General features: G+C 65.0%; 24 protein-coding genes. 7 read left to right on the forward strand and 17 right to left on the reverse strand.

Annotated features, from left to right (window positions below; all coding sequences use genetic code 11):
• Window positions 1-4: 4 nt before the first annotated feature.
• The 8 genes from ABNX08_RS35140 to ABNX08_RS35175 all read right to left on the reverse strand — a co-directional run bounded on the left by ABNX08_RS35140 (window position 5) and on the right by ABNX08_RS35175 (window position 5,814).
• A complete protein-coding gene (locus ABNX08_RS35140) occupies window positions 5-274 on the reverse strand; it encodes a metal-sensing transcriptional repressor (protein ID WP_349607079.1) in 270 nt (89 codons plus the stop codon).
• Between the two features lie 61 nt (window positions 275-335).
• Window positions 336-461, reverse strand: a complete 126-nt coding sequence (locus ABNX08_RS35145; protein WP_349607080.1) for a hypothetical protein — start codon at window positions 459-461, stop codon at window positions 336-338.
• A 15-nt stretch (window positions 462-476) separates the two neighbouring features.
• Window positions 477-1,739, reverse strand: a complete 1,263-nt coding sequence (locus ABNX08_RS35150; protein WP_051370052.1) for an MFS transporter — start codon at window positions 1,737-1,739, stop codon at window positions 477-479.
• An 89-nt stretch (window positions 1,740-1,828) separates the two neighbouring features.
• Window positions 1,829-2,455 (reverse strand): hypothetical protein, encoded by a 627-nt coding sequence (locus ABNX08_RS35155; protein WP_022539998.1) that lies wholly within the window; start codon window positions 2,453-2,455, stop codon window positions 1,829-1,831.
• A 33-nt stretch (window positions 2,456-2,488) separates the two neighbouring features.
• Window positions 2,489-2,947, reverse strand: coding sequence for a chromate resistance protein ChrB domain-containing protein (locus ABNX08_RS35160; protein ID WP_022539999.1), 459 nt, complete (start codon window positions 2,945-2,947; stop codon window positions 2,489-2,491).
• A gap of 62 nt (window positions 2,948-3,009) precedes the next feature.
• On the reverse strand, window positions 3,010-3,600 hold the full coding sequence (locus ABNX08_RS35165) for a superoxide dismutase (protein WP_022540000.1): 591 nt from the start codon (window positions 3,598-3,600) through the stop codon (window positions 3,010-3,012).
• 22 nt (window positions 3,601-3,622) lie between these two features.
• Window positions 3,623-4,816: a chromate transporter gene (locus tag ABNX08_RS35170; RefSeq protein WP_349607102.1), complete on the reverse strand. Its 1,194-nt coding sequence runs from the start codon at window positions 4,814-4,816 to the stop codon at window positions 3,623-3,625.
• Window positions 4,817-4,851: 35 nt separating this feature from the next.
• Window positions 4,852-5,814 (reverse strand): chromate resistance protein ChrB domain-containing protein, encoded by a 963-nt coding sequence (locus ABNX08_RS35175; protein ID WP_022540002.1) that lies wholly within the window; start codon window positions 5,812-5,814, stop codon window positions 4,852-4,854.
• Between the two features lie 1,053 nt (window positions 5,815-6,867).
• Between ABNX08_RS35175 and ABNX08_RS35180 the strand changes: the two genes are divergently transcribed.
• The 5 genes from ABNX08_RS35180 to ABNX08_RS35200 all read left to right on the forward strand — a co-directional run bounded on the left by ABNX08_RS35180 (window position 6,868) and on the right by ABNX08_RS35200 (window position 12,541).
• A complete protein-coding gene (locus tag ABNX08_RS35180) occupies window positions 6,868-7,926 on the forward strand; it encodes a 3-keto-5-aminohexanoate cleavage protein (RefSeq protein WP_349607082.1) in 1,059 nt (352 codons plus the stop codon).
• 159 nt (window positions 7,927-8,085) lie between these two features.
• Entirely contained in the window at window positions 8,086-9,063 is a 978-nt protein-coding gene (locus tag ABNX08_RS35185; RefSeq protein WP_349607083.1) for a tripartite tricarboxylate transporter substrate binding protein, read from the forward strand.
• A 255-nt stretch (window positions 9,064-9,318) separates the two neighbouring features.
• Window positions 9,319-10,572 carry a serine hydrolase gene (locus ABNX08_RS35190; RefSeq protein ID WP_022540007.1) on the forward strand — a complete coding sequence of 418 codons (1,254 nt, stop codon included), beginning with the start codon at window positions 9,319-9,321 and terminating at the stop codon, window positions 10,570-10,572.
• A gap of 53 nt (window positions 10,573-10,625) precedes the next feature.
• Window positions 10,626-11,645 (forward strand): NADP-dependent oxidoreductase, encoded by a 1,020-nt coding sequence (locus tag ABNX08_RS35195; protein WP_022540008.1) that lies wholly within the window; start codon window positions 10,626-10,628, stop codon window positions 11,643-11,645.
• Complete coding sequence (locus ABNX08_RS35200) at window positions 11,642-12,541, forward strand: SDR family NAD(P)-dependent oxidoreductase (protein WP_349607084.1); 900 nt, start codon at window positions 11,642-11,644, stop codon at window positions 12,539-12,541. Before ABNX08_RS35195 ends, ABNX08_RS35200 begins: the two co-directional genes overlap by 4 nt.
• Window positions 12,542-12,562: 21 nt before the next feature.
• On the opposite strand, the gene ABNX08_RS35205 is transcribed toward ABNX08_RS35200, so the two are convergent.
• The 5 genes from ABNX08_RS35205 to ABNX08_RS35225 all read right to left on the reverse strand — a co-directional run bounded on the left by ABNX08_RS35205 (window position 12,563) and on the right by ABNX08_RS35225 (window position 17,200).
• A complete protein-coding gene (locus ABNX08_RS35205) occupies window positions 12,563-13,618 on the reverse strand; it encodes an AraC family transcriptional regulator (RefSeq protein ID WP_022540010.1) in 1,056 nt (351 codons plus the stop codon).
• Window positions 13,619-13,655: 37 nt separating this feature from the next.
• Window positions 13,656-14,528 (reverse strand): SDR family NAD(P)-dependent oxidoreductase, encoded by an 873-nt coding sequence (locus ABNX08_RS35210; RefSeq protein ID WP_349607085.1) that lies wholly within the window; start codon window positions 14,526-14,528, stop codon window positions 13,656-13,658.
• Between the two features lie 63 nt (window positions 14,529-14,591).
• Entirely contained in the window at window positions 14,592-15,320 is a 729-nt protein-coding gene (locus ABNX08_RS35215) for an SDR family NAD(P)-dependent oxidoreductase (RefSeq protein ID WP_349607086.1), read from the reverse strand.
• A 39-nt stretch (window positions 15,321-15,359) separates the two neighbouring features.
• Window positions 15,360-16,208 (reverse strand): TauD/TfdA family dioxygenase, encoded by an 849-nt coding sequence (locus ABNX08_RS35220; protein WP_022540013.1) that lies wholly within the window; start codon window positions 16,206-16,208, stop codon window positions 15,360-15,362.
• 11 nt (window positions 16,209-16,219) lie between these two features.
• On the reverse strand, window positions 16,220-17,200 hold the full coding sequence (locus tag ABNX08_RS35225) for a quinone oxidoreductase (protein ID WP_022540014.1): 981 nt from the start codon (window positions 17,198-17,200) through the stop codon (window positions 16,220-16,222).
• Between the two features lie 142 nt (window positions 17,201-17,342).
• On the opposite strand from ABNX08_RS35225, the gene ABNX08_RS35230 reads away from it, so the two are divergent.
• Window positions 17,343-18,353, forward strand: coding sequence for an AraC family transcriptional regulator (locus ABNX08_RS35230; protein ID WP_349607087.1), 1,011 nt, complete (start codon window positions 17,343-17,345; stop codon window positions 18,351-18,353).
• A gap of 15 nt (window positions 18,354-18,368) precedes the next feature.
• On the opposite strand, the gene ABNX08_RS35235 is transcribed toward ABNX08_RS35230, so the two are convergent.
• Together ABNX08_RS35235 and ABNX08_RS35240 are read right to left on the reverse strand one after the other, a co-directional pair.
• The gene (locus ABNX08_RS35235) at window positions 18,369-19,127 is read right to left on the reverse strand and encodes an SDR family NAD(P)-dependent oxidoreductase (protein ID WP_022540016.1); all 759 of its coding nucleotides are present in this window, start codon (window positions 19,125-19,127) and stop codon (window positions 18,369-18,371) included.
• 368 nt (window positions 19,128-19,495) lie between these two features.
• A complete protein-coding gene (locus tag ABNX08_RS35240) occupies window positions 19,496-19,894 on the reverse strand; it encodes a DoxX family protein (RefSeq protein WP_022540017.1) in 399 nt (132 codons plus the stop codon).
• A 560-nt stretch (window positions 19,895-20,454) separates the two neighbouring features.
• On the opposite strand from ABNX08_RS35240, the gene ABNX08_RS35245 reads away from it, so the two are divergent.
• Window positions 20,455-21,060, forward strand: a complete 606-nt coding sequence (locus ABNX08_RS35245) for a YitT family protein (RefSeq protein ID WP_022540018.1) — start codon at window positions 20,455-20,457, stop codon at window positions 21,058-21,060.
• 398 nt (window positions 21,061-21,458) lie between these two features.
• On the opposite strand, the gene ABNX08_RS35250 is transcribed toward ABNX08_RS35245, so the two are convergent.
• Window positions 21,459-22,046, reverse strand: a complete 588-nt coding sequence (locus tag ABNX08_RS35250) for an FAD-dependent monooxygenase (RefSeq protein WP_349607088.1) — start codon at window positions 22,044-22,046, stop codon at window positions 21,459-21,461.
• Between the two features lie 137 nt (window positions 22,047-22,183).
• The gene (locus ABNX08_RS35255) at window positions 22,184-23,344 is read right to left on the reverse strand and encodes a YgeY family selenium metabolism-linked hydrolase (protein ID WP_022540020.1); all 1,161 of its coding nucleotides are present in this window, start codon (window positions 23,342-23,344) and stop codon (window positions 22,184-22,186) included.
• Between the last annotated feature and the right edge of the window lie 10 nt (window positions 23,345-23,354).

The following is a 23,354-nucleotide window of genomic DNA, read 5'->3' on the forward strand; positions in this document are numbered from 1 at the left end:
ACTCTTACAGATATTTGCTGATGGACTTGAACTCACGCAGCGCTTCGTCCGCCGTGCGGGTACCGGCGCGAATCGCATCGTCAAGGCAATGGTCGATATGGTCATGGACCAGCGTTTTCTTGGCATTTGCCACGGCGGATTCCACCGCCTGCAACTGCTGCGCGACCTCCACGCACGGCCGCTCTTCTTCGAGCATGCCGATGATGCGCCTCAGATGGCCTTCGGCGCGCTTCAGGCGCTTGATGATTTCGGGGTGCGTGGCGTGCGTCGCCATGGTGGCCCCTATCCTGGGGGGGAGGATAGCATTGATGTCCCTCGGCTGAGGTAAGGCGGAGCTAGCGCTCCTCATCATCCGACGACTCCTCGTCGTCCCTTTCGCCACCACTATGGATCGGATACTTCAGCGCTGCGACAACGACGATCGCGGCCAGCACTGCTGTGATCCAGTCCAGTAGGTCCACATCCGGCTCCGATGGTCAGTTGAGTGGCTTGACCCGACGGAACGCGCGCAGCATCGCGAGGTCGTAGAAGATCTTCAGCAGGCCGCAGGCGACCAGCGGCGTGCTGGCATAGCCGTAGGCCATCAACGCGGCGGCGAGCGCAGGACTGAGGGCCGCAGCCAGGCTGCGCGGCACTGCGGTCAGACTTGCAGCCGCCGCCCGTTCAGGCGGGGTGACAACGGCCATCACATAAGCCGTCCGGGTCGGCACATCCATTTGCGACAGCGCGCTGCGAGCCAGCAGCAAGGCCAGGCTAAGTGTCAGCGTGGGCGCGAAGGCGGCTGCAATCAGGCACAGGCTGGACGGGATATGCGTAAACACCATCGTGTTGAGCAGGCCGATCTTTCGCGCCAGCGGCACCGCAGCGAGCTGGGAGAGCGTCGTCAGCATTCCTGCCAGGAAGAAGAACTGGCCGGTCGCGGCAGGACTCAGGCCGAAACGCTGCATCAGCCACAGCGACAGCAGCGAATTGACGACCAGCCCGCCCGCGAACGCGTCCACGCTGAACAGCATGGCCAGGCGTAGTACGATCGGACGGGACGGACCCAATGGTGTTGTCGCCGTGGTCGCCGCTGCATGCGGCTGCGTGACAGGTACGCGCGCATAGAGACGCCACAGCAGCAGCCCTATGATCCCGTAGAAGACGAACATCAGACGCATCGCATCGAGCGAGGACAGCCAGGATTGCTCGACTAGCCATGCCGGTATCGCCGCTGCCAGTGCCCCCAAAGCGGATGAAAATGCGCCGATCAGGCCGTAGCGGGCGAACAGCGCTGTCCGGGTGTCAGGCGATGCCGATTCCGCTAGCCGCGCGTGTTCCAACGGCAGGAAGACACTGACATCACCGGAGCCAGGGTTAAGCGTGCCGACGAAGGCAATCACCAGAAGCGGCCACAGCGTGGAGAAGCCCGCAAAGCCCAGGCCAGTCGCAAACATCAGGGCAGCCGCCAGCATCAGCAAGCGGCGTTGCGGGTAGCGGTGTCCGACGATCCCTATCAGGATCGTGGCGAGGGCAGAGCCGATCAGCGTTGCGCTGCTGATGAGCCCAACTGCCATCGAATCGAAGCCAAGCGCCAGCAGGTAGGTCGGCAACAGCACCGCAGTATAGCCATCACAGATGCCACGCAGCGCGCGGCCGGCAAGCAGCGGCAAGGCGTCAGGGTGAACGCCGGAGGGCAGCGCGATGCGTTCGAGCCAGCTACTGTTGGCGCTCAAGGGGTGGTCCTTATCCACAAACATGACGAGCCTGACTTGCCTGTGTGGCATCAAGGCCAGTTGGCGAGGGCGGACTGCTGCGTGGATTGCAGCCTGACATGGCGCCTGCCGCCTTATCTGGTGTCGTTGCTGCCAAACGAGATGGCATCAAAGAGGGTCACGCTGTCCGCCTTGGTCCAGACTCCGATGGCACCGGCGCCCGGGATATGCTCGTCCGAGGTGTCGATGTACAGCTTGCCATCGAGCGCCACCCGGATGCGCGGGCCGGTAAATTCCACGTGCAGCAAATGCCAGATGCCGGGGGCAACGGGCGCATCACGATAGCGGATCGTGTGCCTGCGGCCGCCCGTCGTGTAGTACAGCGACACATTACCCTCCAGCGCATTGGCCCGGGCGACATAGTAGTTGTTCCCATCCTTCCAGCGCCAGACGACGCCACCCGCTTGATCCTCGCGGCCGGCGACGGGCTTGAACCGCGCCTCCACGAAGCCGTCGGCCAGGGAAACGTCCTGTTTCACACACCAGGGGAAGTCGCCGGACCCCGATTGCCTGAGCACATTGCCGAGGTTTGGGCGCGTCGTGTCGCGTTCAATGGTCCAATTCGGATTGCCGTGCCCGGTGACGCCGCACACCCAACCGGCGGGCAATACGCCGGGGCGCTGCTGACTGAACAGGATGGTCTCGCCCATGGCCGGTATGGCCATCCCCAGCAATAATGCAATGAGGAGAATCGGCTTCATGTGGCAACTCCTGGCTGATGGTGGGCGCAGCGTTCAGGCAGGCATCTTCGGCGGCCAGCGGTGGGTCTCCGCTTGGCAGTGCTGACACCACGCATAGAGCGCGTCGTACATCACCATGCCATGGCCGAGCATCTCGTGATCGTCGGCATACACCTGCGAGAGGCCAAGGGAAATCGCATAGAGTCCGCTGGACTGTGGCGTCAGGTCGAGCTTCGACGTATCGGCGCCGCGCACGATCTCTGCCAGTTGCCGCAAGGCGGGATCGGGCAGGCCGTACTTGTCCAGGAAGGCATCAAAGCTGCATAGCTCACCGGCATGCGACAGCTCCACCCCGGGGATGTCATAGGGAATGGCGCCGGTCTCGCCTGCCACGCGCAAAACGTCGCCGGCGGGCACATAGAGAAATTCCGGCGCCTCGTCGATGAACCGGGCGATGAGCCACGGGCAAGCGATGCGGTCGATCTTGGGGCGCTCCCGGGTAATCCATTTCATGGTGGTCTCCGCTCTGGTTCGTCGAGGTGAGGCTAGGTCTAGGCGGTCGGAATTCCCCCTGACTATTTGCTCACCCCTCCGAAGCGATCGGCGACCCTTGCCCAATTGATGTTCTGCATGAACGCATCGACATAGGCCGCGGCTTTCGCACCATAGTCCATGTGGTAGGAGTGCTCGTACATATCCAGCGCCAGGATCGGCGTCGCGCCAGCCAGCGTATGGGCGTGGTCAGAAGCCCACTGGTTGACCAGCCGAGCGTCGCGCGGGGAGTAAGTCAGCAGTACCCAGCCCGAGCCGCCGCCAAGTGCCTTGCCCATGGCGGTGAACTCCGCTCGCCAGCGCGCGACAGAGCCGAAATCGCGCACGAGCGCCGCTTCCAGTTCGCCGCCTAGACTGCCGCCGTCGCCGAGGCTGTCGAAGTACACCTCATGCAGGATCATGGAGTTCGTTGCAATCAGTTCTTCGCGCTTCAGGCCGTTCAGCACAAAGACCGGTGTGGCTGCAACGTCGAGTGTTGACAGCTCTGCGGTAATCGCATTCAGTCGCTTCACCGCGCCGCCATAGTTGTTTTCGTAATGGCTGACGATCAGTTTCTCCGACAGGCCCGAAAGCCGGGCGGGATCGCATGCCAGTGGTTTCATTTCGTAACTCATGGTGTCCCCTGGTTCGTGTGGTTCAGTGATGCAGCACCGGATAAATGGCAAGGCCGATCAGCGCGGCGCAGATGATGATGACTGGCTCAGGCAGCTTCTTGAATTTCAGCAGCAACGCGACCGTGCCCAGCGCCAGCAGGATGGTCGGAACGTCGACAATCGAGCGCTTGGCCAGTACGAACACTGCACCGGTGATGGCGCCAATCGCAGCCGCCGTGACGCCATCGACAAAGGCCAGGATGCCCGGCAGCTTTCCGTACTTCTTGAAGTAAGGGGCCGGCAGTACCGTGAACAGGTAGCAGGGTAGAAAGGTCGCAAGTGCCGCCACGCAGGCGCCGGGCAGCCCGGCCACCAGGTAACCGATGAAGCCGACCGTGATGACCACCGGGCCAGGCGTGATCATGGCCACGGCTACCGCATCGACGAATTGCTTGTCGTTGAGCCAGTGATGTTCCGTCACGACACCGCCGTAGAGGAATGGCACGATGGCGAGTCCAGAGCCGAAGACAAAGGCGCCTGCCTTGGCAAAGAACACGCCGATCTGAGTGAGTAGCGGCCAGTCCAGCGTGCTCAGCAGGCCGCTCGCGGCCGGTACCTGCGTGACCGCGAGCGCATTGGCGCCACCCTGGTGCAGCCATTTGGGTGGGGCGCGCCAAAACCAGGCAAGCACGCCGGCTGCCACGAACAGCCAGGCGATTTCGGACTCTGTGACGATGGTCACTGCAGCCAGCACCAGGTAAATTGCCCACAGCAGTTTGTCCTTGCCCACGCTCTTTGTCGTCAGCTTGTAGGCGCTGATGGCGATGATGCCGATGACGGCGGCGCCCACGCCATAGAACACGGATTGCATCCAGGTCAGCCCGCCAAACCGGACATAGGCCCAGCCTAGCGCCAGCACCATCAGGAACGACGGCAGCACGAATGCCAGGCCGATCAGCGTGGCACCGAGGACTCGATAGTGGACGTAGCCGAGGTAGATCGCCAGTTGCGCTGCCATCGGCCCGGGCGCCAGTTGTGCGAGCGCTATGCCTTCCTTATAGTCGCCATCGCTGATCCAGCCTCGCCGCTCCACGAGGTCGCGGTGCATATAGCCGGCCAGCGCGACGGGCCCGCCAAAGCCGAACGTGCCCAGGCGAAGGAAATAGAGCACGAGTTGCCAGAGGGTGTAGGCGGGCCGTTCCGAGACGTCCGGCGGAGCCATGCCGGCTTGTTGCATGCGATTCATAACGGGATCTTGGACGAAGGTTGAAGTCAGGGCTTTTTGTTGGTGGAGAAGTGTGCGTAAAGCGAATCCAGCACCGTGCCGATTTCCGCCAGCAGCGCGTCGTCGTCCGCCAGGCGCGCTCGTGCGCCGGCCAGCATGGCTTCAAAGCCGCTGGCTTCCGGTACCGAAATGCCGCCAATGTCCAGCGCATGGACCATGGTGCCGAGCCGGCTAAGCCCGCGGTCGGACTCGAGGCCGAAGCTCGACAGCAGCACTTCAAATGAAACGCGCTCGCCCACATGCGTGAAGGTCGCGTCGTCGAAATCGAAGCCCAGCGCATCGTCAGGGCAATCGGCGGGGCTTCCCAGCCACAGGAACCGGGCGTGGGGATCGATGAAGCGCTGGATCAGCCAGGCGCTTGCCACGCGATCCACCCAGAGGTGGCGGCGCGTGGCCCAAAGCCGCCCTTGATACTGGGCAGGATCCCTACGAGCGATTGCTCGCGTGAGCGCCTGCGGTTCGCCCGGAGACTGGATGGTCTCGATGGCGCGGCTGAAGTCATTCCATTGGGCTTCGGCACGGGTCGACACCTCATTGGGGAAGAAGTCGATCGTGCGGATCGCTGCGTAGGCACGTCCGTGACGGCGCAGCAGGCGATTGAGTTCGGCGCTGCTTTGATCGGAAAGCGACTTGCGCGCATCTGACAGGGCAGCCTGAAGTTCGGCATAGTCAGCGCTGCGGTCGAACAACGCCCGGAAAGCGGTCTCTTCCTCCGGATTGGCGGCGCGGACATTCAAAAGCCAGGCCTGGCCGTCTTCCTGGCGGGCCTCGTCGGCCAGCTCGCGCAACTGGGCGATTTGCTCATCACCTGCGGGCAAAAGGTAGGCGCCGTCACGCAGTGCGGCGCAACCAATTGTCTTGATCGCGCGCCAGATCCGCATCCGGGCGGTGGCGCCGGAGGTTGGTAGCGTGACGATCAGCAAAGCCCAGGAATCGGTGAACGCAGTCATGAGCGCATGTTAGAGGGCCATAGCTCGCATTTCAACGATGTAGATATCTCTACATTAGAGACTTTTTCGCCATATTTCGGGCGGGGCTGAGAATGTAAGTACGCCCGCGGACCAGCGATGGATACGTGGACCGTCCATGGCCGCCCAGGCGGAAGCCGCTCCCCAACGACAGCCGGAAGCTGCCATTTGCGCTTGCCGCATGTAGAAAAGCAGCGGCCCCGTGCGAGAAGCATTGCGCCCTTCATCGATAGAGGGTCGGTAGTTGGTGCGCCCAGATCTGATTACCCAGCGTAAGGACGATCGCGCAAGCTCAAGTGCCCAGAAACGACCTCTACCTGTAGTAGCCAGCCGGCTACCTGCCACGATCACTTACCGGCCATGAACGGTCATCGGCCAAGCCTTCCGACCGAAATAGGACTTAGGCCAACGGTTGCTCACTGTCTTCTCGGTGCCCATAGTCGCCTTCGACGCGAGCTCCGACGTGCGCCGCCTGCGCCTGCTAATGAGTGACTCTGAGTCGTCGCGCGTAGCAGTGATCCGCGGCGATCGCTGACCTGCGGCGGACCTCCGCCCCTCCTTCGCGCTGAATATGACACTACTGCGCTGGGAGGCCTGATCGGCCGCCACCCGCGCACGCCGCTGCGTGATGCGGTGAGCGAGACGTACATGCAATTCCACAGCAATATCGCCAGCGGCGAAAATCGCGGTATTTGACGCTCCCCTGGGATCGTTCGGTATGGATTCAGATGCTGGGGATCCCGCCACTTCCGGCCGTCAGGGCGACGCCGCGGCGCTACTGGACCGACCTCCTTTGTCCCGCCCGCCATCCTCGCCCCGTGTACCACGAGCCGTGCTAAAGGCCCATTGCAAGGCGCCGCGTCCGCAGCCGCCTTCGTGTTTTCCCTTGCCGCCCCGAAATGTCAAGCGAACGTCCCGGCTTGTCAAATCTCCTGGCGCCATTGACGGCTATTTTTGCAGTGGAACTCGATTTCCTAGGTAGTGCAAAAGCCGCGCCACCTGTCTGCAGCAGTTAAACCGACATCTGGAACATATATGCAATTTCTCGACGATTCCCTGCACCCCGAAAACCAGGACAAGGTGGTCATCACCGTGGCCCCGTACGGCCCCGAATGGATGCCGGAGGATTTCCCGGAAGACATTCCGGTGACGATGGAAGAGCAGGTCCAAAAGGCCGTCGATTGCTACAACGCCGGCGCCACCGTGCTGCACCTGCACGTGCGCGAACTGGATGGAAAGGGCTCCAAGCGCCTGTCCAAGTTCAACGAGCTGATCGCGGGCGTGCGCGCCGCGGTGCCCGACATGATCATCCAGGTGGGCGGCTCGATCTCCTTCGCGCCGGAAGACGAAGGCCAGGCAGCCCAGTGGCTGTCGGACGACACCCGCCACATGCTGGCTGAGCTGGATCCGAAGCCGGACCAAGTCACCGTGGCGATCAACACCACGCAGATGAACATCATGGAGCTGCTGTACCCGGAATACCTGAAGGGTACATCGCTCGAACTTCCGGCCTACCAGGCGGCTTACCGCGAGATGACTGTGCCGGCTGGCCCGGGCTGGGTGGAGGAGCACCTGCGCCGCCTGCAGGCTTCGGGCATCCAGCCCCACTTCCAGCTCACCGGCATCCACGCCATGGAGACGCTGGACCGCATGGTGCGCGCCGGTATTTACAAAGGCCCGCTGAACCTGACCTGGATCGGCATCGGCGGCGGCTTCGACGGCCCCAACCCGTTCAACTTCTTCAACTTCGTCCACCGCGCGCCGGACGGTTGCACGCTGACCGCAGAGTCCCTGCTGAAGAACGTGCTGCCGTTCAACATGATGGCGATGTCGATGGGTCTTCACCCGCGCTGCGGCATCGAGGACACCATCATCGACCAGCACGGCAACCGCATGAGCTCGGTGCAGCAGATCGAACAGTGCGTGCGCGTGGCCAAGGAACTGGGCCGCGAGATCGCCTCGGGCAAGGAAGCCCGCGAGATCTACCGTATCGGCACCTGGTACGACAGCGCCGACGAGACGTTGGCCGCCAATGGCATGGCGCCCAACCGGGCGACGGGGCAGAGGAACCTGCCGCTGCGCGTCGTGGCTTGACGTGTAGGCCTGGCCGGGGAAGGCGAATCTGCGGTCGGGCTCGGACACGAGCACAGCTACGACGCCGCCCTGTTCCCGATCCCGTCCATGTATTGGAACTTGCCGCACATTACCGGGGCCAAGGACGTTCTACACACTGTATCGACTACGGAGTTACTCATGCAACATTGCCGCGCCTTCTCCCGGATCCGCATGGCCGCCGTCGCCGCCGTCATGGCCCTGGCCATGCCCGCTGCGATGGCATGGACCACCAAGCCAGTCAGGATCCTCGTACCGGCGCCCGCCGGCGGGTCCATGGATGTGCTGGCCCGTGTGCTGTCCGATCAACTGACGACAGACCTTGGCCAGGCCGTGGTGGTCGACAACAAGCCCGGTGCCGGAGGCGGCATTGCCATCAATACCCTGCTATCGGCGCCGGCTGACGGGCAGACCATCCTGGTTGCGACCACCAACGTGCTGACCGAGATCCCGCATGTGATGAAGGTCTCGTTCGATCCCATGCAGGACGTGAAGCCTGTCGCGGCGGTCGGCAAGGCGCGCCTGGTGCTGGTCGGTTCGACCAGCCTGCCGCCCAGGGACCTGCAGGGCCTGATCCGCTACGTGAAGGACAACCCGGGCAAGCTGAGCTTCGCCACCTACAGCGCAGGCACGGTCGCCCACTATGCCGGTGTCATCATGAACCAGAAGTCTGGCATGGACCTGCAGCACGTGCCGTTCGCCGGCTCCCCGCCGGCGCTGGCCCAGGTGATGGGCGGGCAGATCGCCGTCATGTACGACGGCATGGTGTCCTCCTTGCCGATGATCCGGGCCGGCAAGTTGCAGGCATTCGCGATCGCATCGAAGGAGCGGTCGCCCCTGCTGCCCCAGGTGCCGACCTTCACCGAACTGGGCTATGCGGACCTGGACTTCAGCAACTGGGCCGGTGCCTTCGTCTCCTCCCACGTCCCGGCAGAACTGGTGCAGAAAATCCAGGCAGCAGTCGACAAGGCGGCGTCGACGCCCAAGGTGCGGGACCGGGTCGCCTCCCTCGGCTTCGAGCCGATGCCTGCCCAGACTCCCGCGCAACTTGGCCAGGGATTGCGGACCGAGTACGAGCGCAATGCCGGCATCGTCAAGACTTACCACATCCTGCCCTGATGCGAGCAACGGCCCGGGCCCGGTCCGGGCCGACCGTTAGCGCTCTGCGCTTTGCTGCGTCCGTCGCTGATGGCGTGCCGCAGCGCCATCCCATCCGCGTAGCGCCGGCTTTTTCCGCTGTCCCGAATGGTCAAGGCGATGACCCCGGGCATCAACCGGTCAACCCTAAGCGCCTTCTAGAATCGCCACACATCCCTAACGATGTGAGCCGCCCCACCGCAGGGCAGCGTGCATCGACGAATCAAGGAGCCTGTCTTGCGTTCTTCATCCTGGCCGCTGGAGCCGGCCCACTCGCCGGAAGATGTCGGGCTTTCCTCGTGCCGGCTGCAGGCGATCGCTTCGGTGCTCCATCGCGATATTGACCAGGGAATGATCCCCGGCGCGGTCGTGCTGGTGGCGAGGAAAGGGCGAGTCGCCTGGTACGAGGCGGCTGGCTTCGAGGAGCGGGACGATCCGGCGCGCATGATGCAGCGCCATTCGGTCTTCCGGATCGCGGCGATGACGCGCCCGGTCGTCAGCGTGGCGGCGCTGACGCTGGTGGAAGAGGGCCGGCTGGCGCTGTGCGATCCGGTCGAGCGGTATATCCCGGAATTTGGCGGCCTGGAGGTTGGCGTCGAGCACGTCGACACGCGTACAGGGCAACGGAGCCTGATGCTGGAGCCGCTGTCCCGCTCGATCACCGTGCATGACCTGTTCCGACACACGTCAGGCCTTACCTACGGGCAGTTCGGCGATTCGTTGGTGCAGCGGCGGTATCGCGACAGCGATCTCATGCATCCCGGCCAGACCAATGCCGGGATGGTGGCAACGCTGGCAACCCTGCCGCTGCAATGCCAGCCAGGGACCGCATTCGAGTACGGCATGTCCACCGATGTGCTGGGGCGCGTCATCGAGATCGTGTCCGGCATGGACCTCGAGCGCTTCATCGCCGATCGCGTGACCGGTCCGCTGCGCATGCACGCGACCGGCTTCCGGCTGGCCGCACAGGCGGGAGCGGGCCTTGCGCTGCCATTGCGGCAGCGTGGCGGCGCGCCCGCTGCCTTATTTGACTATGACGAGCGCAATCCGCCCCGTTGGCATTCCGGCGGCGCCGGCCTGTTGTCGACAGCCGGGGACTACGCGCGCTTTTGCCAGATGCTGCTGAACGGCGGCATGCTCGACGGCGTGCGCTTGCTCTCGCGCAAGAGCGTCGAGCTGATGCTCTGTGACCACCTGCCGGCGGGCGTCGGCCACGGCGGCTCGACCCAGGGGCTGGGCATCAACGCGCCATTGCCCGAGTTGGGGCAGGGCTATGGGCTCGGCGTCGGCGTGCGGCACGCCGCAGGCCTGTGCCCCGTGCCAGGTTCGAACGGCGATTTTTTCTGGGGCGGAGCGCTCGGGACCTACTTCTGGGCCGATCCCCGGGAGGAGCTGATCGCGGTCCTGATGCTCCAGGAAAACGACATCGCCACGCGCGCCTGGTATCGGGCATTCCTGCGCAACGTCGTCTATGGGGCGGTGCAGGACTAATTCGCCACAATCTTGTCATTGCCGGGACGCCAGTCCCGGCCTGGAGGAATTTGATGAAAACGATGAATCGACGTTGGGTACTCAGGCACCGCCCGGTCGGCGACCTCAGCGAGGGAGACCTGGAGCTCGTCGAGACGCCGCTACCGGTGCCCGGCGACGGCGAGATCCTGGTGCGCAACATCTACTTGATGGTGGCGCCGACCAACCGGGTCTGGATGAGCCATATCGACCAGTACATGCCGCCGGTGGCGATCGGCGAGGTCATGCGCGGCGGCACGATGGGCGTTGTAGTCGAGTCCAACCATCCGGACTTCAAGGCGGGAGACGTCGTCGAGGGCGGCATGGCCTGGGAAGAGTACTCGGTGAGCAGGACCGCGCGGCGCATCTCGCTGGAGTACGACCTGCCGCTGTCCGCGTTCGCGAGCGTGCTGGGCAACGCCGGCATGACCGCCTACTTCGGCATGCTCGACGTCGCCCGTCCGAAGGCCGGCGACACCGTCGTCGTCTCGGCGGCCGCGGGCGGCGTCGGCTCGATCGCCGCACAGATTGCCCGGATCGCGGGGTGCCGTGTGGTGGGCGTCGCCGGCGGGGCCGACAAGTGTCGCCTCGTCAGGGAGGAATTCGGCCTCGATGCCTGCGTCGACTACAAGGCGGGCAACGTGCTCGCCGACCTGCGGGCGGCATGCCCGGACGGCATCGACGTCGACTTCGAGAACGTTGGCGGCGACACCATGGACGCGGTGCTGACGCTGATGAACGTGGGCGCGCGCATCGCCCTATGCGGCATGATCTCCACGTACAACGCGCAAGGCGACTGGTGGAGCCCGAAGATGTTCCGCAACATCATCATGAAGCGGGCGCGGGTCGAGGGTTTCCTGGTCTCCGACTACCGTGCGCGGTTCCCGGAGGCGGTCGATGCCCTGGCGCAATGGATTCGTGCCGGGGAGCTCCGGTACAGGGTCGATATTGTCGATGGCATCGGGCAGGCGCCGGCCGCCCTGAACCGGCTGTTCAGCGGAAGAAACGTCGGCAAGCAACTCGTCCGGCTGTCTCCCGATCCGACCTTGGCATGATTCCCGCAGACAACATCGACTCGCCCATGATGCCCCAACCGACAGCCCCCCGACACGGCGAACCGCGCGCGCCCGGCGACGCGCAAGTCGCACTCGCCCGCACGGGCATCACGGATTTCCGCGGCAAGGCGGCCATCATCACTGGCGCCGCGTCGGGCATCGGCCTGGCGCTCGCCGAAGCACTGGCGGAGCGCGGCGCTGACCTCGCTCTCGCGGATGTCGACGCGCACGGGCTGAAGGCGGCCCGTGAGCGGCTGGCCGTGACAGGCAGGCGCATCTGCACGCGCGTTCTCGACGTATCGTGTGAGGCGGACGTCCGTGCTGCGGCATCGGCCTTCGGGACTGCCCTGGGCAGGATCCATCTCGTCTTCAACAATGCCGGCATCGACATGAGCGGCGGGCTGGCGTCACTGTCGGGGAAAGACTGGCAGCGAGTCTTTGGCGTCAACGTGTTCGGCGTGATCCACGGCATCCGCCATTTCGTCCCACTGCTGCGCAGTCACGGCGAGCCCGCCCATGTCGTCAACACGGCCTCAGGCGCCGGCTTCTGGGTGAACGGCGATATCCGTATGGGCGCCTATGCGGCGACGAAGTCATGCGTGGTCGCGCTGTCCGAGGCGCTCGAGCAGGAACTCGCCGGCTCCGCCATCGGCGTTTCCGTCCTCTGCCCGGGGCCGGTCAGGACGTCGATCGCCGAGCGCTCGCGCCATGCGAGCGACCAGTTGAAGGCGGGCATCGCCGCGGGAGAGCCGCCCGCGGCGGTTGCGCACCAGGTGCTGGAGGCGATCGTGCGCGGGGAGTTCTATGTCTTCACGCCCAATCGCATGCGCGCGGGCGTGCAAAGACGATTCGCGCGCATCCTCGATGCGCTGGACCGCATGTCTGGTGCTGCCTGATCCTGCCGGCAGGCCCACGGCTCATCCTGGCAGGCGATCCCGGATGCCGTGGTGTTCCTGCTGCGGCAGGGCTGGCGTCGGTCCTGCCTGCGCGCGCCACACGCTCGGGCTGCAGCCAAAGCGGTCGCGAAACCAGCGGGTGAACGCGCTGTGCATGGAGAAGCCAAGCAGTTCGGCGACGTAGCTGATCGGCCGCTCCCTCTGCCCGAGATATTGCAAGGCCAGCGCGGCGCGGACCTCGTCGAGGATGGCGCTGAAGGTGATGCCTTCGAGCAGCAGCCTGCGATGGATGGTGCGGCGGTCGATGCCTAGCTGGACGGCCACCCGTTCGATGCTGCAATTCCCGGTCCTGAGCAGCGAGAACACCATCCGCCGGACTTTTTCGGCGAGCGACTGGTTGGTTCGCGCCAGCAGCGAGTCCAGGTAATCCCGCGCATACCTGGCCAGGGTCGGGTGCGCGGCGGGCGGAACGGCATCCAGGTCCCTGCGATCGCACACGATCCCGTTGAAGTCGTGGCCAAAGGTCACCGCGCTGCCGAAGATGCGCAGATGGGTCGCCATCTGCCTGGGGGCACTGTGCGACAGGCAGATCTGCCGCGCGCGCCAGGCCGGGCCGAGCAGTTCCTGCAGCACCCGGTACAGCGCGCCGAGCACCATCTCGTCGGCCTGCCGCGTCGGCCCGATGTCGTCGAACAACAGGTACATGCGGAGCACGAAGATGCTCTCGTTCTCCTCGAAGTCGAGGAGCGCCGCCTCGCTGTGCAGCGCGAGGTAGCGGACCATGGCGGCCAGCGCCTCACGCAGCGTGGGGGAGTCCCGCACGACCATGCCGAGCGGTCCGAGGATCGAAATCTCGCGGCTCTCGCACATGCGCAGGCCGAAGTCCTCGGCGCCAGAAGCGGCTGCCGACTTCTCAAGGAGACGGCAGGCGGCACTCGCGGAGATAAGGCTGTCGGCGAAGTCCAGCGTGCTGCGGGGGATGCCGGCTTCGGCCAGGAGCGGCAGCGGGTCGAGCCCCGCCGAGCGCGCCACCTCCTGGTAACCGGAAAGGGTTGCACTGCGCACCAGACGGTTCATAAAGCTCTCCATGAAACTGCGGCCGCGCGGTGCCGGTTCAGATCACCGCCCCGCCGTTAGGGCTGATGACCTGCCCGACGAAGTAGTGATCTCCCGCCAGGAACGTCGCGATCGACGCGTATTCGTCCATCGTGCCGAAGCGGCCGGCGGGGATCACCTGCCAGAAGCGGCGCTTTGCCTCCTCGCCGATGCTGTCGAGGTATTGCTCGAAGAACGGCGTCGCCACGCCCCCCGGCGCCAGCGCGTTGACGAGGATGTTGGCGCCCGCCACTTCCGCCGCGACGGACTTCGTAAAGGCGATGACTGCGCCCTTGGTGGCGCAGTAGTGTGGGCTGTGCGCACTCATGGTCGAGTACCCGGCGATGGAAGCCAGGTTGATGACCCGGCCATATCGCTGTGCTTCCATCAGGCGCAGGGCCTGGCGGGTGCAGTAGAACATCCCGTGCACGTTCACGTCCCAGTAGCGCAGCCACTCCTCGTCGGTCAGGTTGCTGGTGAAGCCCAGGGACTGTCGCGGCACCGGCGTGGTGATATAGGCATAGTGCTTGTTGCGCCGGACTTCATCGGCGGCCGTGGTCGGCGCGCGCGCGGCATTGTTCACTAGCACGTGCAGGGTGCCGAAGCGCTCGACGATGCGGGCGAACATGTCCGCCACTTCGCTGCTCGAGGAGATGTCGCAGCGCAGTGCCAGGCACTCCGCACCGGTTGCCTCGACGGCGGCGCGAGTGTCTTCCAGCGCGGGCATGTCGACGTCACAGATGACGACTTTCGCGCCGGCGGTGCCGAGGTGCCGGGCGATGGCACCGCCGAGGCCGCGCCCGGCACCGGTGACCAGGGCGACCCGGCCGGCCCGCTTGCTGTGGTCCGCCGTGCCGGCCGCGTGCGCGGACGCGAGAGGTAGTTGCTGCATTGCTGTGTCTCCTCGTTGGAAATGGAATGTGTGGGATGGGCGCTGTGCACTGTGTCGCGGGCCTCAGGCGCGGCGCATGAGGCTGTAGCTCTGCGCGCTGGGGCCGACATTGGGCATGCTGGCCAGGAACAGGGCGAGGGGAACGACGTCCTCCGGCTCCTTGACCCACTCGCCGGGCGGCATCGTGGCGTCGCGCGTGAGCTCCGTCCTGACCGGCCCGGGGATCAGTTCGTTGACGCTGATGTTGAGCTCCTGCAATTCGACAGCGAGGGACTGGGTGAGCATCCACAGGCCGCTTTTGGAGCACGAGTAGGCTGAGAAGCCCGGAGCGGGGCGGTTGCGCTGGCCGGATCCGATCATGATGATCTTGCCGGCGCCGCGCCGGCGCAGGTGGGGGATGGCCGCGTGGGCGGTGTGGTAGGCGCCCGTCAGGTTGATATCGATGGTTTTGCGCCAGAGTGCCGGATCGCTGTCGGCGATCGGTCGCAACTCCGTCGCGACGCCGGCGTTGGCGACGACGATGTCGACCCCGCCGAATTCGTCGCTGGCGCGCCGGAACAGGGCGGCCACTGCCTCGTAATCGCCAACGTCGGCGCTCTGGGCAATGGCACGGCCGCCTGCTTCCCGGATCTTGCTCGCCGTCAGGGCGATCTCTGCCTCGCCACGTGCGCTGCAAACCACGGTGGCTCCTGCGCGCGCATAGGCCAGTGCGATGGCACGGCCAATGCCGCGGCCGGCGCCGGTGATGACGGCTACCTTGTGTTTGAGCAGGATGGGATCGGTATGGCTCACGGTTGGTAACTCCTTGGGCTGCTACGGTGTCGGGCCCGCTCAATACGGGCGGTCGCCGATGACGGTTGCGCGGTCCATCCGGCGATGGCACGGCGGATAGTCCATGACGGCGTAGTGCTGGGTCGAGCGGTTGTCCCAGATCGCCACGCTGTCCTTGGTCCAGCGCCAGCGCACCTGGTGCTCCGGGATATAGGCCTGGCTGATCAGGTAGCGCAGCAGCTCGGCCCCGCCCTGGTTGAGGTCCTGCCCGAAGCGCACGCGCTGGGGCGTATGGAAGTTGGTGAAGTGCGTGGTAAAGCCGTTGACGAAGAGCACCTTCTCGCCGGTTTCGGGATGGGTCCGCACGACCGGATGCTCGGCGTCGGGATACTGGGTCTTCAGTGCCAGGCGTTTCTCGATCGGCATGCCTGCGCCGAAGCTGGCCTCGATGCTGTGGCGTGCCCGCAGGTCCGAGATCTGTTCCTTGACGTGGGCAGGCAGGTTCTCGTAGGCGAGCACCATGTTGGCCCACATCGTGTCTCCGCCCACCGGCGGACACTCCCGGCAGCGCAGGATGCTGGCAAGCGGCGGCGCTTCGCGCCAGGTGGCATCTGTGTGCCAGGCATTCTCGTAGCGCGGACTGGGCTGGTCGGGGTTCTTGTAGATCCGGACAAGCCCGGGGTGCTCGGGATCGCTGCCTGCAACCGGATGGTCCTCCAACTCGCCGAAGCGGCGGGCAAACGCCACGTGCCCGGCGGCCGTGATGTTCTGGTCGCGCAGGAACAGCACGCGGTGCCTGAACAACGCCTCGCGGATGGCGGCGAACATCCCGTCATCGTGGATGGCATCGGCCAGGCTGATGCCGGTCAGTTCGGCGCCGATGGCGCAGGTGAGTGGCTCGACGCGCATGGGGGCCCCCGTTACACGGTAAAGATCGACGAACCGGTGGTCTTGCGCGCCTCCAGGTCGCGGTGCGCCTGCGCGGCGTCCTGGAGTGCGTAGCGCTGGTTGATCTCGATCCGGATCCGGCCTGCGGCGACGTGGCCGAACAGCTCGCCCGCGAGCGCGTCGCGCTCGGCATGGTCGACGATGTAGTCGGCCAGGGCGGGACGGGTGAGGTAGGGCGAGCCCTTGGTTGCCAGGATCTGCGGGTTGAAGAGCGGGAACGGACCGGATGCAGTGCCGAGACACACCATCAGGCCGCGCCGCTTGACCGAGTCCAGCGAGGCATCGAAGGTGTCCTTGCCCACGCTGTCGAACACGACGTTGACCCCCACGCCGTCGGTAAGCGCGCGCACGCGCCTGGCCACGTCCTCGTGGCTGTAGTTGATGACATGGTCGCAGCCGTGCGTGCGCGCGATCTCGGCCTTCGCCTCGCTCGACACGGTGCCGATCACCGTCAGGCCGAGCAGCCTGGCCCACTGGGAGACGATCAGGCCCACGCCGCCCGCCGCCGCGTGCAAGAGGATGGTGTCGCCCGGCTTGAAATTGTAGATCCGGCGCATCAGGTAGGACGACGTCAGGCCCCGCATCGTCATGGCCGCCGCGGTCTCGCAGGAGATGCCGTCCGGCAGCCGGATCAGCGGCGCGGCCGGCACGAGGCGCTCGGTGCTGTAGGCGCCGATGGTGTTGAGGAAGCCGGTGTACGTGACGCGGTCTCCAACCGTGACGTTCATGACGCCCTTCCCGACGGCCTCCACGATGCCGGCGGCTTCCACGCCCATGCCGGACGGAAGCGGCATGGGATAAAGGCCCGAGCGGAAATAGGTGTCGGCGAAGTTGAGTCCGACCGCTTCATGGCGCAGTCTCACCTCGCCCGGGCGGGGGTCGCCGACTTCAACCGTTTCCCAGCGAAGGACTTCCGGTCCACCGGTCTCGTGCATGCGAATTGCGTGGGGCATCTCTTTCTCCGTTTCGGGTTTCCGTTGCGCGCTGCATGGGTCATGCGTCACGGCATGCGGGCCAGTATTGGAGAAGGTGTGTCCGGCTAGTTGACATTCTGGGGCAGGAACTTTACCTTTTGGGGCACTCCGGGTAATTCCTATGTCGACGCTACTGCAACACGCAAGCCTGACGAACTTCGTCGATGTGGCCCTGAAGGCAGGCCTGGATCCCTACCGACAGCTCCGGCAGGCCGGCATCAGTCCCACGGTCCTGGTCGACCCGGATATCCGCGTCCCGACGAAGTCGGTGATGCGGTTGCTGGAGGAGTCGGCCCGGCTGGCCGGGCTGGAGGACTTTGGCCTGCGCGTGGCGGAAGCACGGCCGCTTGCCAGCCTGGGGCCACTGTCCATCGTGATGCGCGAGGAGGCGACGCTGCGCACGGCGCTTGAAGCGATGGCGCGTTATATCCGCCTGCTGAACGAGGCGCTGGACCTGCGGATCGAGGAAGTGGGCGAGACTGCGCTCATCCGGCTTGAGTTCCTGGTGAGCGTGCGAGGGTCCACGCGGCAATCGACGGAACTTGTTGTCTGCCTGTGGTTCCGCTTGCTACGCCTGCTGTTCGGGCCGGCATGGAAGCCGCGCAGCGTCATGTTCACCCACGAGGCACCGTCAAGCCTGGCCACCCACCGGCGCCTGTTTGGCGTGCCCGTCCGCTTCCGGCAGGATTTCAATGGCATCGTGCTGTCAGCCACCGACCTCGACGTGCCAGGCCCGGCCTATGACCCGGCGCTGGCCCGTCATGCGCGCGAATTCCTCGACGCCAAGCTGGCGCGATCAGACGACACCATGCCCGACAAAGTGAGGAAACTGGTGTATGCCCTGCTCCCGTCTGGAGAGTGCGGGGCGGAGCGCGTGGCCGAGCAACTTGGCATCGACCGGAAGACGGTGCATCGCCACCTCGCGCGCCACGGGCAGAACTACCAGTCTATCGTCGACGAAGTCAGGCTCGAACTGGTTTCACGCTATGTCAGGCAAGGCGAACGGCCCTTATCGGACGTGGCAGTCCTGCTCGGCTTTTCTTCGTTGAGCGCCTTTTCCAGATGGTTCTGCGCTCGCTTCGGCTTCAGCGTGTCGGCCTGGCGGCGGCGTGACAGGAGAGCAGAAGGGTAGCAGTCAGCGTCGCTCTCAATAGTGAATCTCGCCCGGCAGCCCGCCACCTACCGGGATGGCAGCGCCGTTGATGGCAACGCTCAGCGGTGAGGCGAGGAATGTCACGACGTTTGCCACCTCGCCGGCATCGACGATGCGGCCAAGGGTGTTCCACGTTGCGACGCGCGCCTCGGTGGCGGGGTCCGTCTGCTCCGTGCGGGTGGCGCCCGGATGGACGGCGGTGACGTTGATGCCCTTCGGGCCCAGTTCGTCGGCCATGCTCTTGGTGATAGCCGCGACGCCCACGTTGCGCAGGGTCGCCACGGGCCGGCCGGTGCGATAGATGGCCAGGCCACCGATGTTGATGATCCGGCCCCAGCCATTGGCGATCAGGTGCGGCGCAAGCGCGCGTGCCGTGCGCAGGTAGCCAATGACCTTGATGTTGATGTCTTCCAGCGCCTCCGCATCGACGATCTGTTCCAGCGCCGTCGCTGGTGAAATGCCGCCAGGCAGTGCCGCCGCGTTGATCAGGATATCGATGCCTCCCAAGGCACCGATGGCCTGTTCCACCATGGCGTCGACGGACGCCTGGCTGGCGGTGTCGACTGTCAGTGCCACGACGCGGCGTCCCGTCTGGGCCGCGAGTTCGGCCGCTGTCGCCTCCAGTGCTGCCTGCCCCCGTGCGGCGAGAACGAGATCTACCCCCTCCTGGGCGAGGTGGCGCGCGATTGCCTTGCCAATACCGCGGCTGCCACCGGTGACGATGGCGCGCTTGCCGGCCAATTTGAGATCCACGATTCCTCCTTGAGTCGATACATCGTGGGACTTATTGTGAGCGGCTTTTCCATGTTGCGCTTGATCCCAGATGCCACCGGCTTGACGGATCGGGACAAAGCTGGCCGGCCGAATTGCCGGTCAGCAGCCGGGTTGCCGCCGCGGCCGGAGCGCTTCGGGTTTGCGAGCAAGCCCAACCGAAAGCAGAGTTCGAACGCCCGCGTCTGCAGGGAGTAGGACCGCGTGAGCCGAAGGCAAAGCAACGTAGCTACCGATCATTTCAGAAGCTTACGGTGACATCAGTGCACCATTCGCGTTAGTTGTATGCAGACAGTCCATCGTCGTGACGACAGGGAGTCGGCTCCGATGAGCCAACTCCCGCCGACCGCTTATTGCGCCTTGACCTGCGCGCGTGCAGATTCCATCGAAAATACAACCAGCATGCCACCGAGGATGGCAATGTTCTTGAAGAAGTGATTGAACTGGTTCTGGTAGTTCGCGACGTCGGCACTCCAGAAGCCATGGAAGACCAGGCTGACGGGCACCAGGAACAGCGCCAGCACCAGGGCGCCCCAGCGTGCGTTCCAGCCGGTGATCAGGGTCAGACCGCCGCCGACCTCGACCGCGATGGTCATGACGAGCAGGACGCTTGCGAGTGGCAGACCGGCGCTGGCCATCCAGGCGGCAACCCCGGCGAAGCCGACAATCTTGAAGATGCCGGAGAGCAGGAACAGCACGCCAAGCAGGGCACGGCCGGCGGGGTAAAGACGGGTGATGGTCGAGTTCATTTGTAGGGGCTCCAGGGTTGGTTAGAGGAAGATCATCAAACCGTGTGAATCTGTAATTCCTCTTGGTGGGAAGGATGATAGGTTGGATGCCGTCGGCAAGGGGGAGCCATAATCAAGGAGATGTTCGAAATTTTTGAACATATGGAGGTTGCGTGTCCGACATGCCCGGTCATGATGGTCGATGTCTACAGTGAGGTACGCGAGGTGCCTCCGGCGCCGCAAGTAGTTGCCGACATAAGGAAAAGCTCAGTGGCAGCCAATGCCTGTCGACCAGTCGAGGACGGGCGCTAGGGTCGCGTCGCACGCATTGGAATCGGATCGAGGAGGGCTCATTAAAGTGCTTTATGCAGCATGGTTCGCGGCAGTTTGCTTCGAGACAGTCCGGCGACGATCGGCCGGACGACGCAGTCGGTGCTGGACGAACCTGTAGCTTGGCGGCTGACACTTGACCAGGATCATGCGAGGCCTCGTCCAGCGCCGCTACACTTTGCCAGTCGTAGCCCGACGCGCGTCCGACTCATCCTGATGGGCAGCTCTCGAAGCTGCCTTCGCCCCCCGCCATGAAGCCTGCAATCGCCCGACACACTCCCATCGAGAACTTGCAGGCACTGCTGATAGGCACGCTGCTTGTCGCACTGGCGGTAACCATGTTCAAGCAGGCAGGTTTGCTGTCCGGCGGTACGGCTGGTCTGGCATTCCTTGCCCATTACCTCGGCGGCGTGCCATTCAGCCTGGCGTTCATCATCCTCAACTTGCCTTTCTACTGGCTTGCGTGGAAATACATGGGCAGGACGTTCACCTTCCGGACGTTTGTGGCCGTGCTGCTGCTTTCCGTCGAAGCCGACTTGCTGCCGCGCTGGCTCAGCTTCGCCACGCTCGATCCGACGCTTGCCGCGACACTGGGAGGCGCACTACTGGGCAACGGATTCCTGATCCTGTTCCGGCACAGGGCAAGCCTCGGTGGTGTGGGCATCCTTGCGCTCGTGCTTCAGGAACGGCTCAACTGGCGTGCTGGCCATATTCAGATGGCGGTGGATGCGGCGATCGTCGCAGCGGCACTGCTGACCGTTCCATGGCCGCGCGTCGCCCTCTCAATTCTCGGTGCCGTTGTCCTCAACTTCGTGCTGGCAACCAACCACCGGCCGGGACGCTACGTGGTCCAGTGACCATGGCTGGCGGATTCTCTCAGTCACCCGCCGGCGGGAGTGAGCCTTCCCACCGCTGCTCACTCCTGGTAGAGAGCGTCTGCTATCTCTTCACTGCCCGGATCCCAAGTCGCCGCTGTCGAGTGGGGCCATCTCCGGGAGGGATCCATTTGGCCGGCAAGGGACGGTGGCCGGCAGGTAGCGGCCGGCCGCTTCAACCCTTCGTTGTCATTCGCCCAGGGCTCAGTAGGCGACTTAACGCGCTCCGCTGACGACTGGTGAGCAGGTATGCGTCCGGGAGACAGGCGCCACCTCGAAAGGGTGATCGAGTTCATCGACCATTATCGCGAGGGCTGCGAGAGGTTCGTGTCTGCGCGCAGGGAGGCGCGCGTAGGCGCCCGCGCCTTTAACCCCGCATGTCAGCAGGACTCCGCCGCGGGCAATTGCAGGCGTAGCGCATCCATCCGCGCGTAGAAGTCGTTCACCTGCCGCTGTGCGTTGCATCGCATCGTCTCGTTGCGCGCCCTCAGGCTGGCCGCGTCTTCCTGCGCCCCGGTCTCGCCGACTTTGCGCGAGGTGTCCTGCACGAACTTGCACAGGGGATAGCGTGCCTCACCGAAGGCTCGCAGCGTGGCCTCCACGCCGACGTCGCGCGACAGCATTTCCGCCAGCAGCACCGCGTCTTCGAGCGCCATCGCGCCGCCTTGTCCCGTGAAAGGTGTGGAGGCGTGCGCGGCGTCACCGATCATGATCACACGGCCACGGTGCCAGGGCAGCGGGGCGGCGACCTCTTCCACGGCGGTGTAGAGCACTTTGGCGTCAGCCGAGAGCGCGTCCAGGAACTGGCGCGCCGGGCCGCCGAACTCCGCAAAGCGGGCTTGCATCATCGCCGGCCAATCGTCGCGCTCATACCATTGCCCGGCGGGCTCGGGCAGCGTGCCGAACAGGTACAGTTGGTCGTCGCTGATCGGCATGATGCCGAGCCGCTTGCCGGTACCCATCATCATGATCTTCGCGGTGAGGTCTTTCAGTCGCGCATGCACGCTGCGCCAGACGCCGAGTCCGGTATAGTCCGGCTCCAGCGGGCCTGCGACCAGGCGGCGGACTGACCGGCCAGTCGATGTACCTGGCCGGCGTCGTCCCGTCAGGCCAATTCCAACACCAGGTTGCGATAGATCTCCCGCGCCCCCTCCAGTTGTTCCAGCGCGATCGATTCATCGATGGTGTGCGCATCCTCCTCGCACCCCGGCCCCAGGCCGATGGTCGGAATACGGCGGCGTCCGGCGGACTCGGAGCCGTTTGTGCAAAACGCCCAGCTCCCGACCTGTGGTGAGCGGCCCGCCTGCGCGATCGCACGCACGGCGGCTTGCACGAGCGGGGCGCTGTCCGGCTGCTGCCATGCCGGTAGCCAGCGGGTCGGTCGCGCCGATTCGCCGGTAAAGGTTCGCACTTCGTCGGCTGACACCGCCAGCGAGAAGTTGTGCAGACCGGCGGCACGCAGGCAGGCGTCGATCTGACCGAGAACGTCCTCGCGCGTCTCGCCGTCGAGGGTACGGCGGTCGAAGCGAATGGTGGTGGAGGTCGGGATCATCGAGATCGATGGATAAGGCGACGAGACGATGTCCGTCGGCACCAGCAGCGCAGCGCCAAGCACCGGGTCGGTCGGCAGTTGCAGTCCTTCCAGCGCGGTTAGCGCGCGCGCGGCGGCGATCAGCGGATTGACACCGAGGTGGGGCGTCGCGGCATGCGCCGGTTTGCCGTGGAAAGTCAGCCCGATCTCGAGCCGGCCCTTTTGTCCCGTCTTGACCTGCAGTTTCGACGGTTCGCAGATGACCACCGCCGCGGGATCGCACCGGCCCAGCACCGACGCCAGCGCGTGCCCTTCGATGACTTCCTCCAGCACGCTGGCGGAAACCGCGATGCGCTTGCGCAGCGGCCGTGTCCGCGCTGCCGCCGCGACGCCGCAGATCGCCGCGGCGATGCCGCCCTTCATGTCGGTGCTGCCGCGCCCGTGCAGTCGACCGTCGTGGATCGTGCCGCCGAACGGGTCGAAGCGCCACTGACCGGTGACCGGCACGACGTCCATATGGCCGTCGAACAGCAGCGCCACGTCTGCATCCTCGGGGCCGATCAGCCCGAGCACGCTGCCGTTGCGATCCATCGTCACCGACGTGAAGCCGGCTTCGGACATGCGGCGCATCAGCAGCGCGGCGAGGTCGCCCTCCTGGCCCGAGAGGCTGGGAATGCGCACCATCTCGCGCGCCAGCGTGGCGACGTCACTGATATTGCATGCTTGATCGATCATGTCGGATTTC

The organism is Cupriavidus sp. DF5525, from assembly GCF_040149425.2.
GTDB classification, from domain to species: domain Bacteria; phylum Pseudomonadota; class Gammaproteobacteria; order Burkholderiales; family Burkholderiaceae; genus Cupriavidus; species Cupriavidus pickettii_A.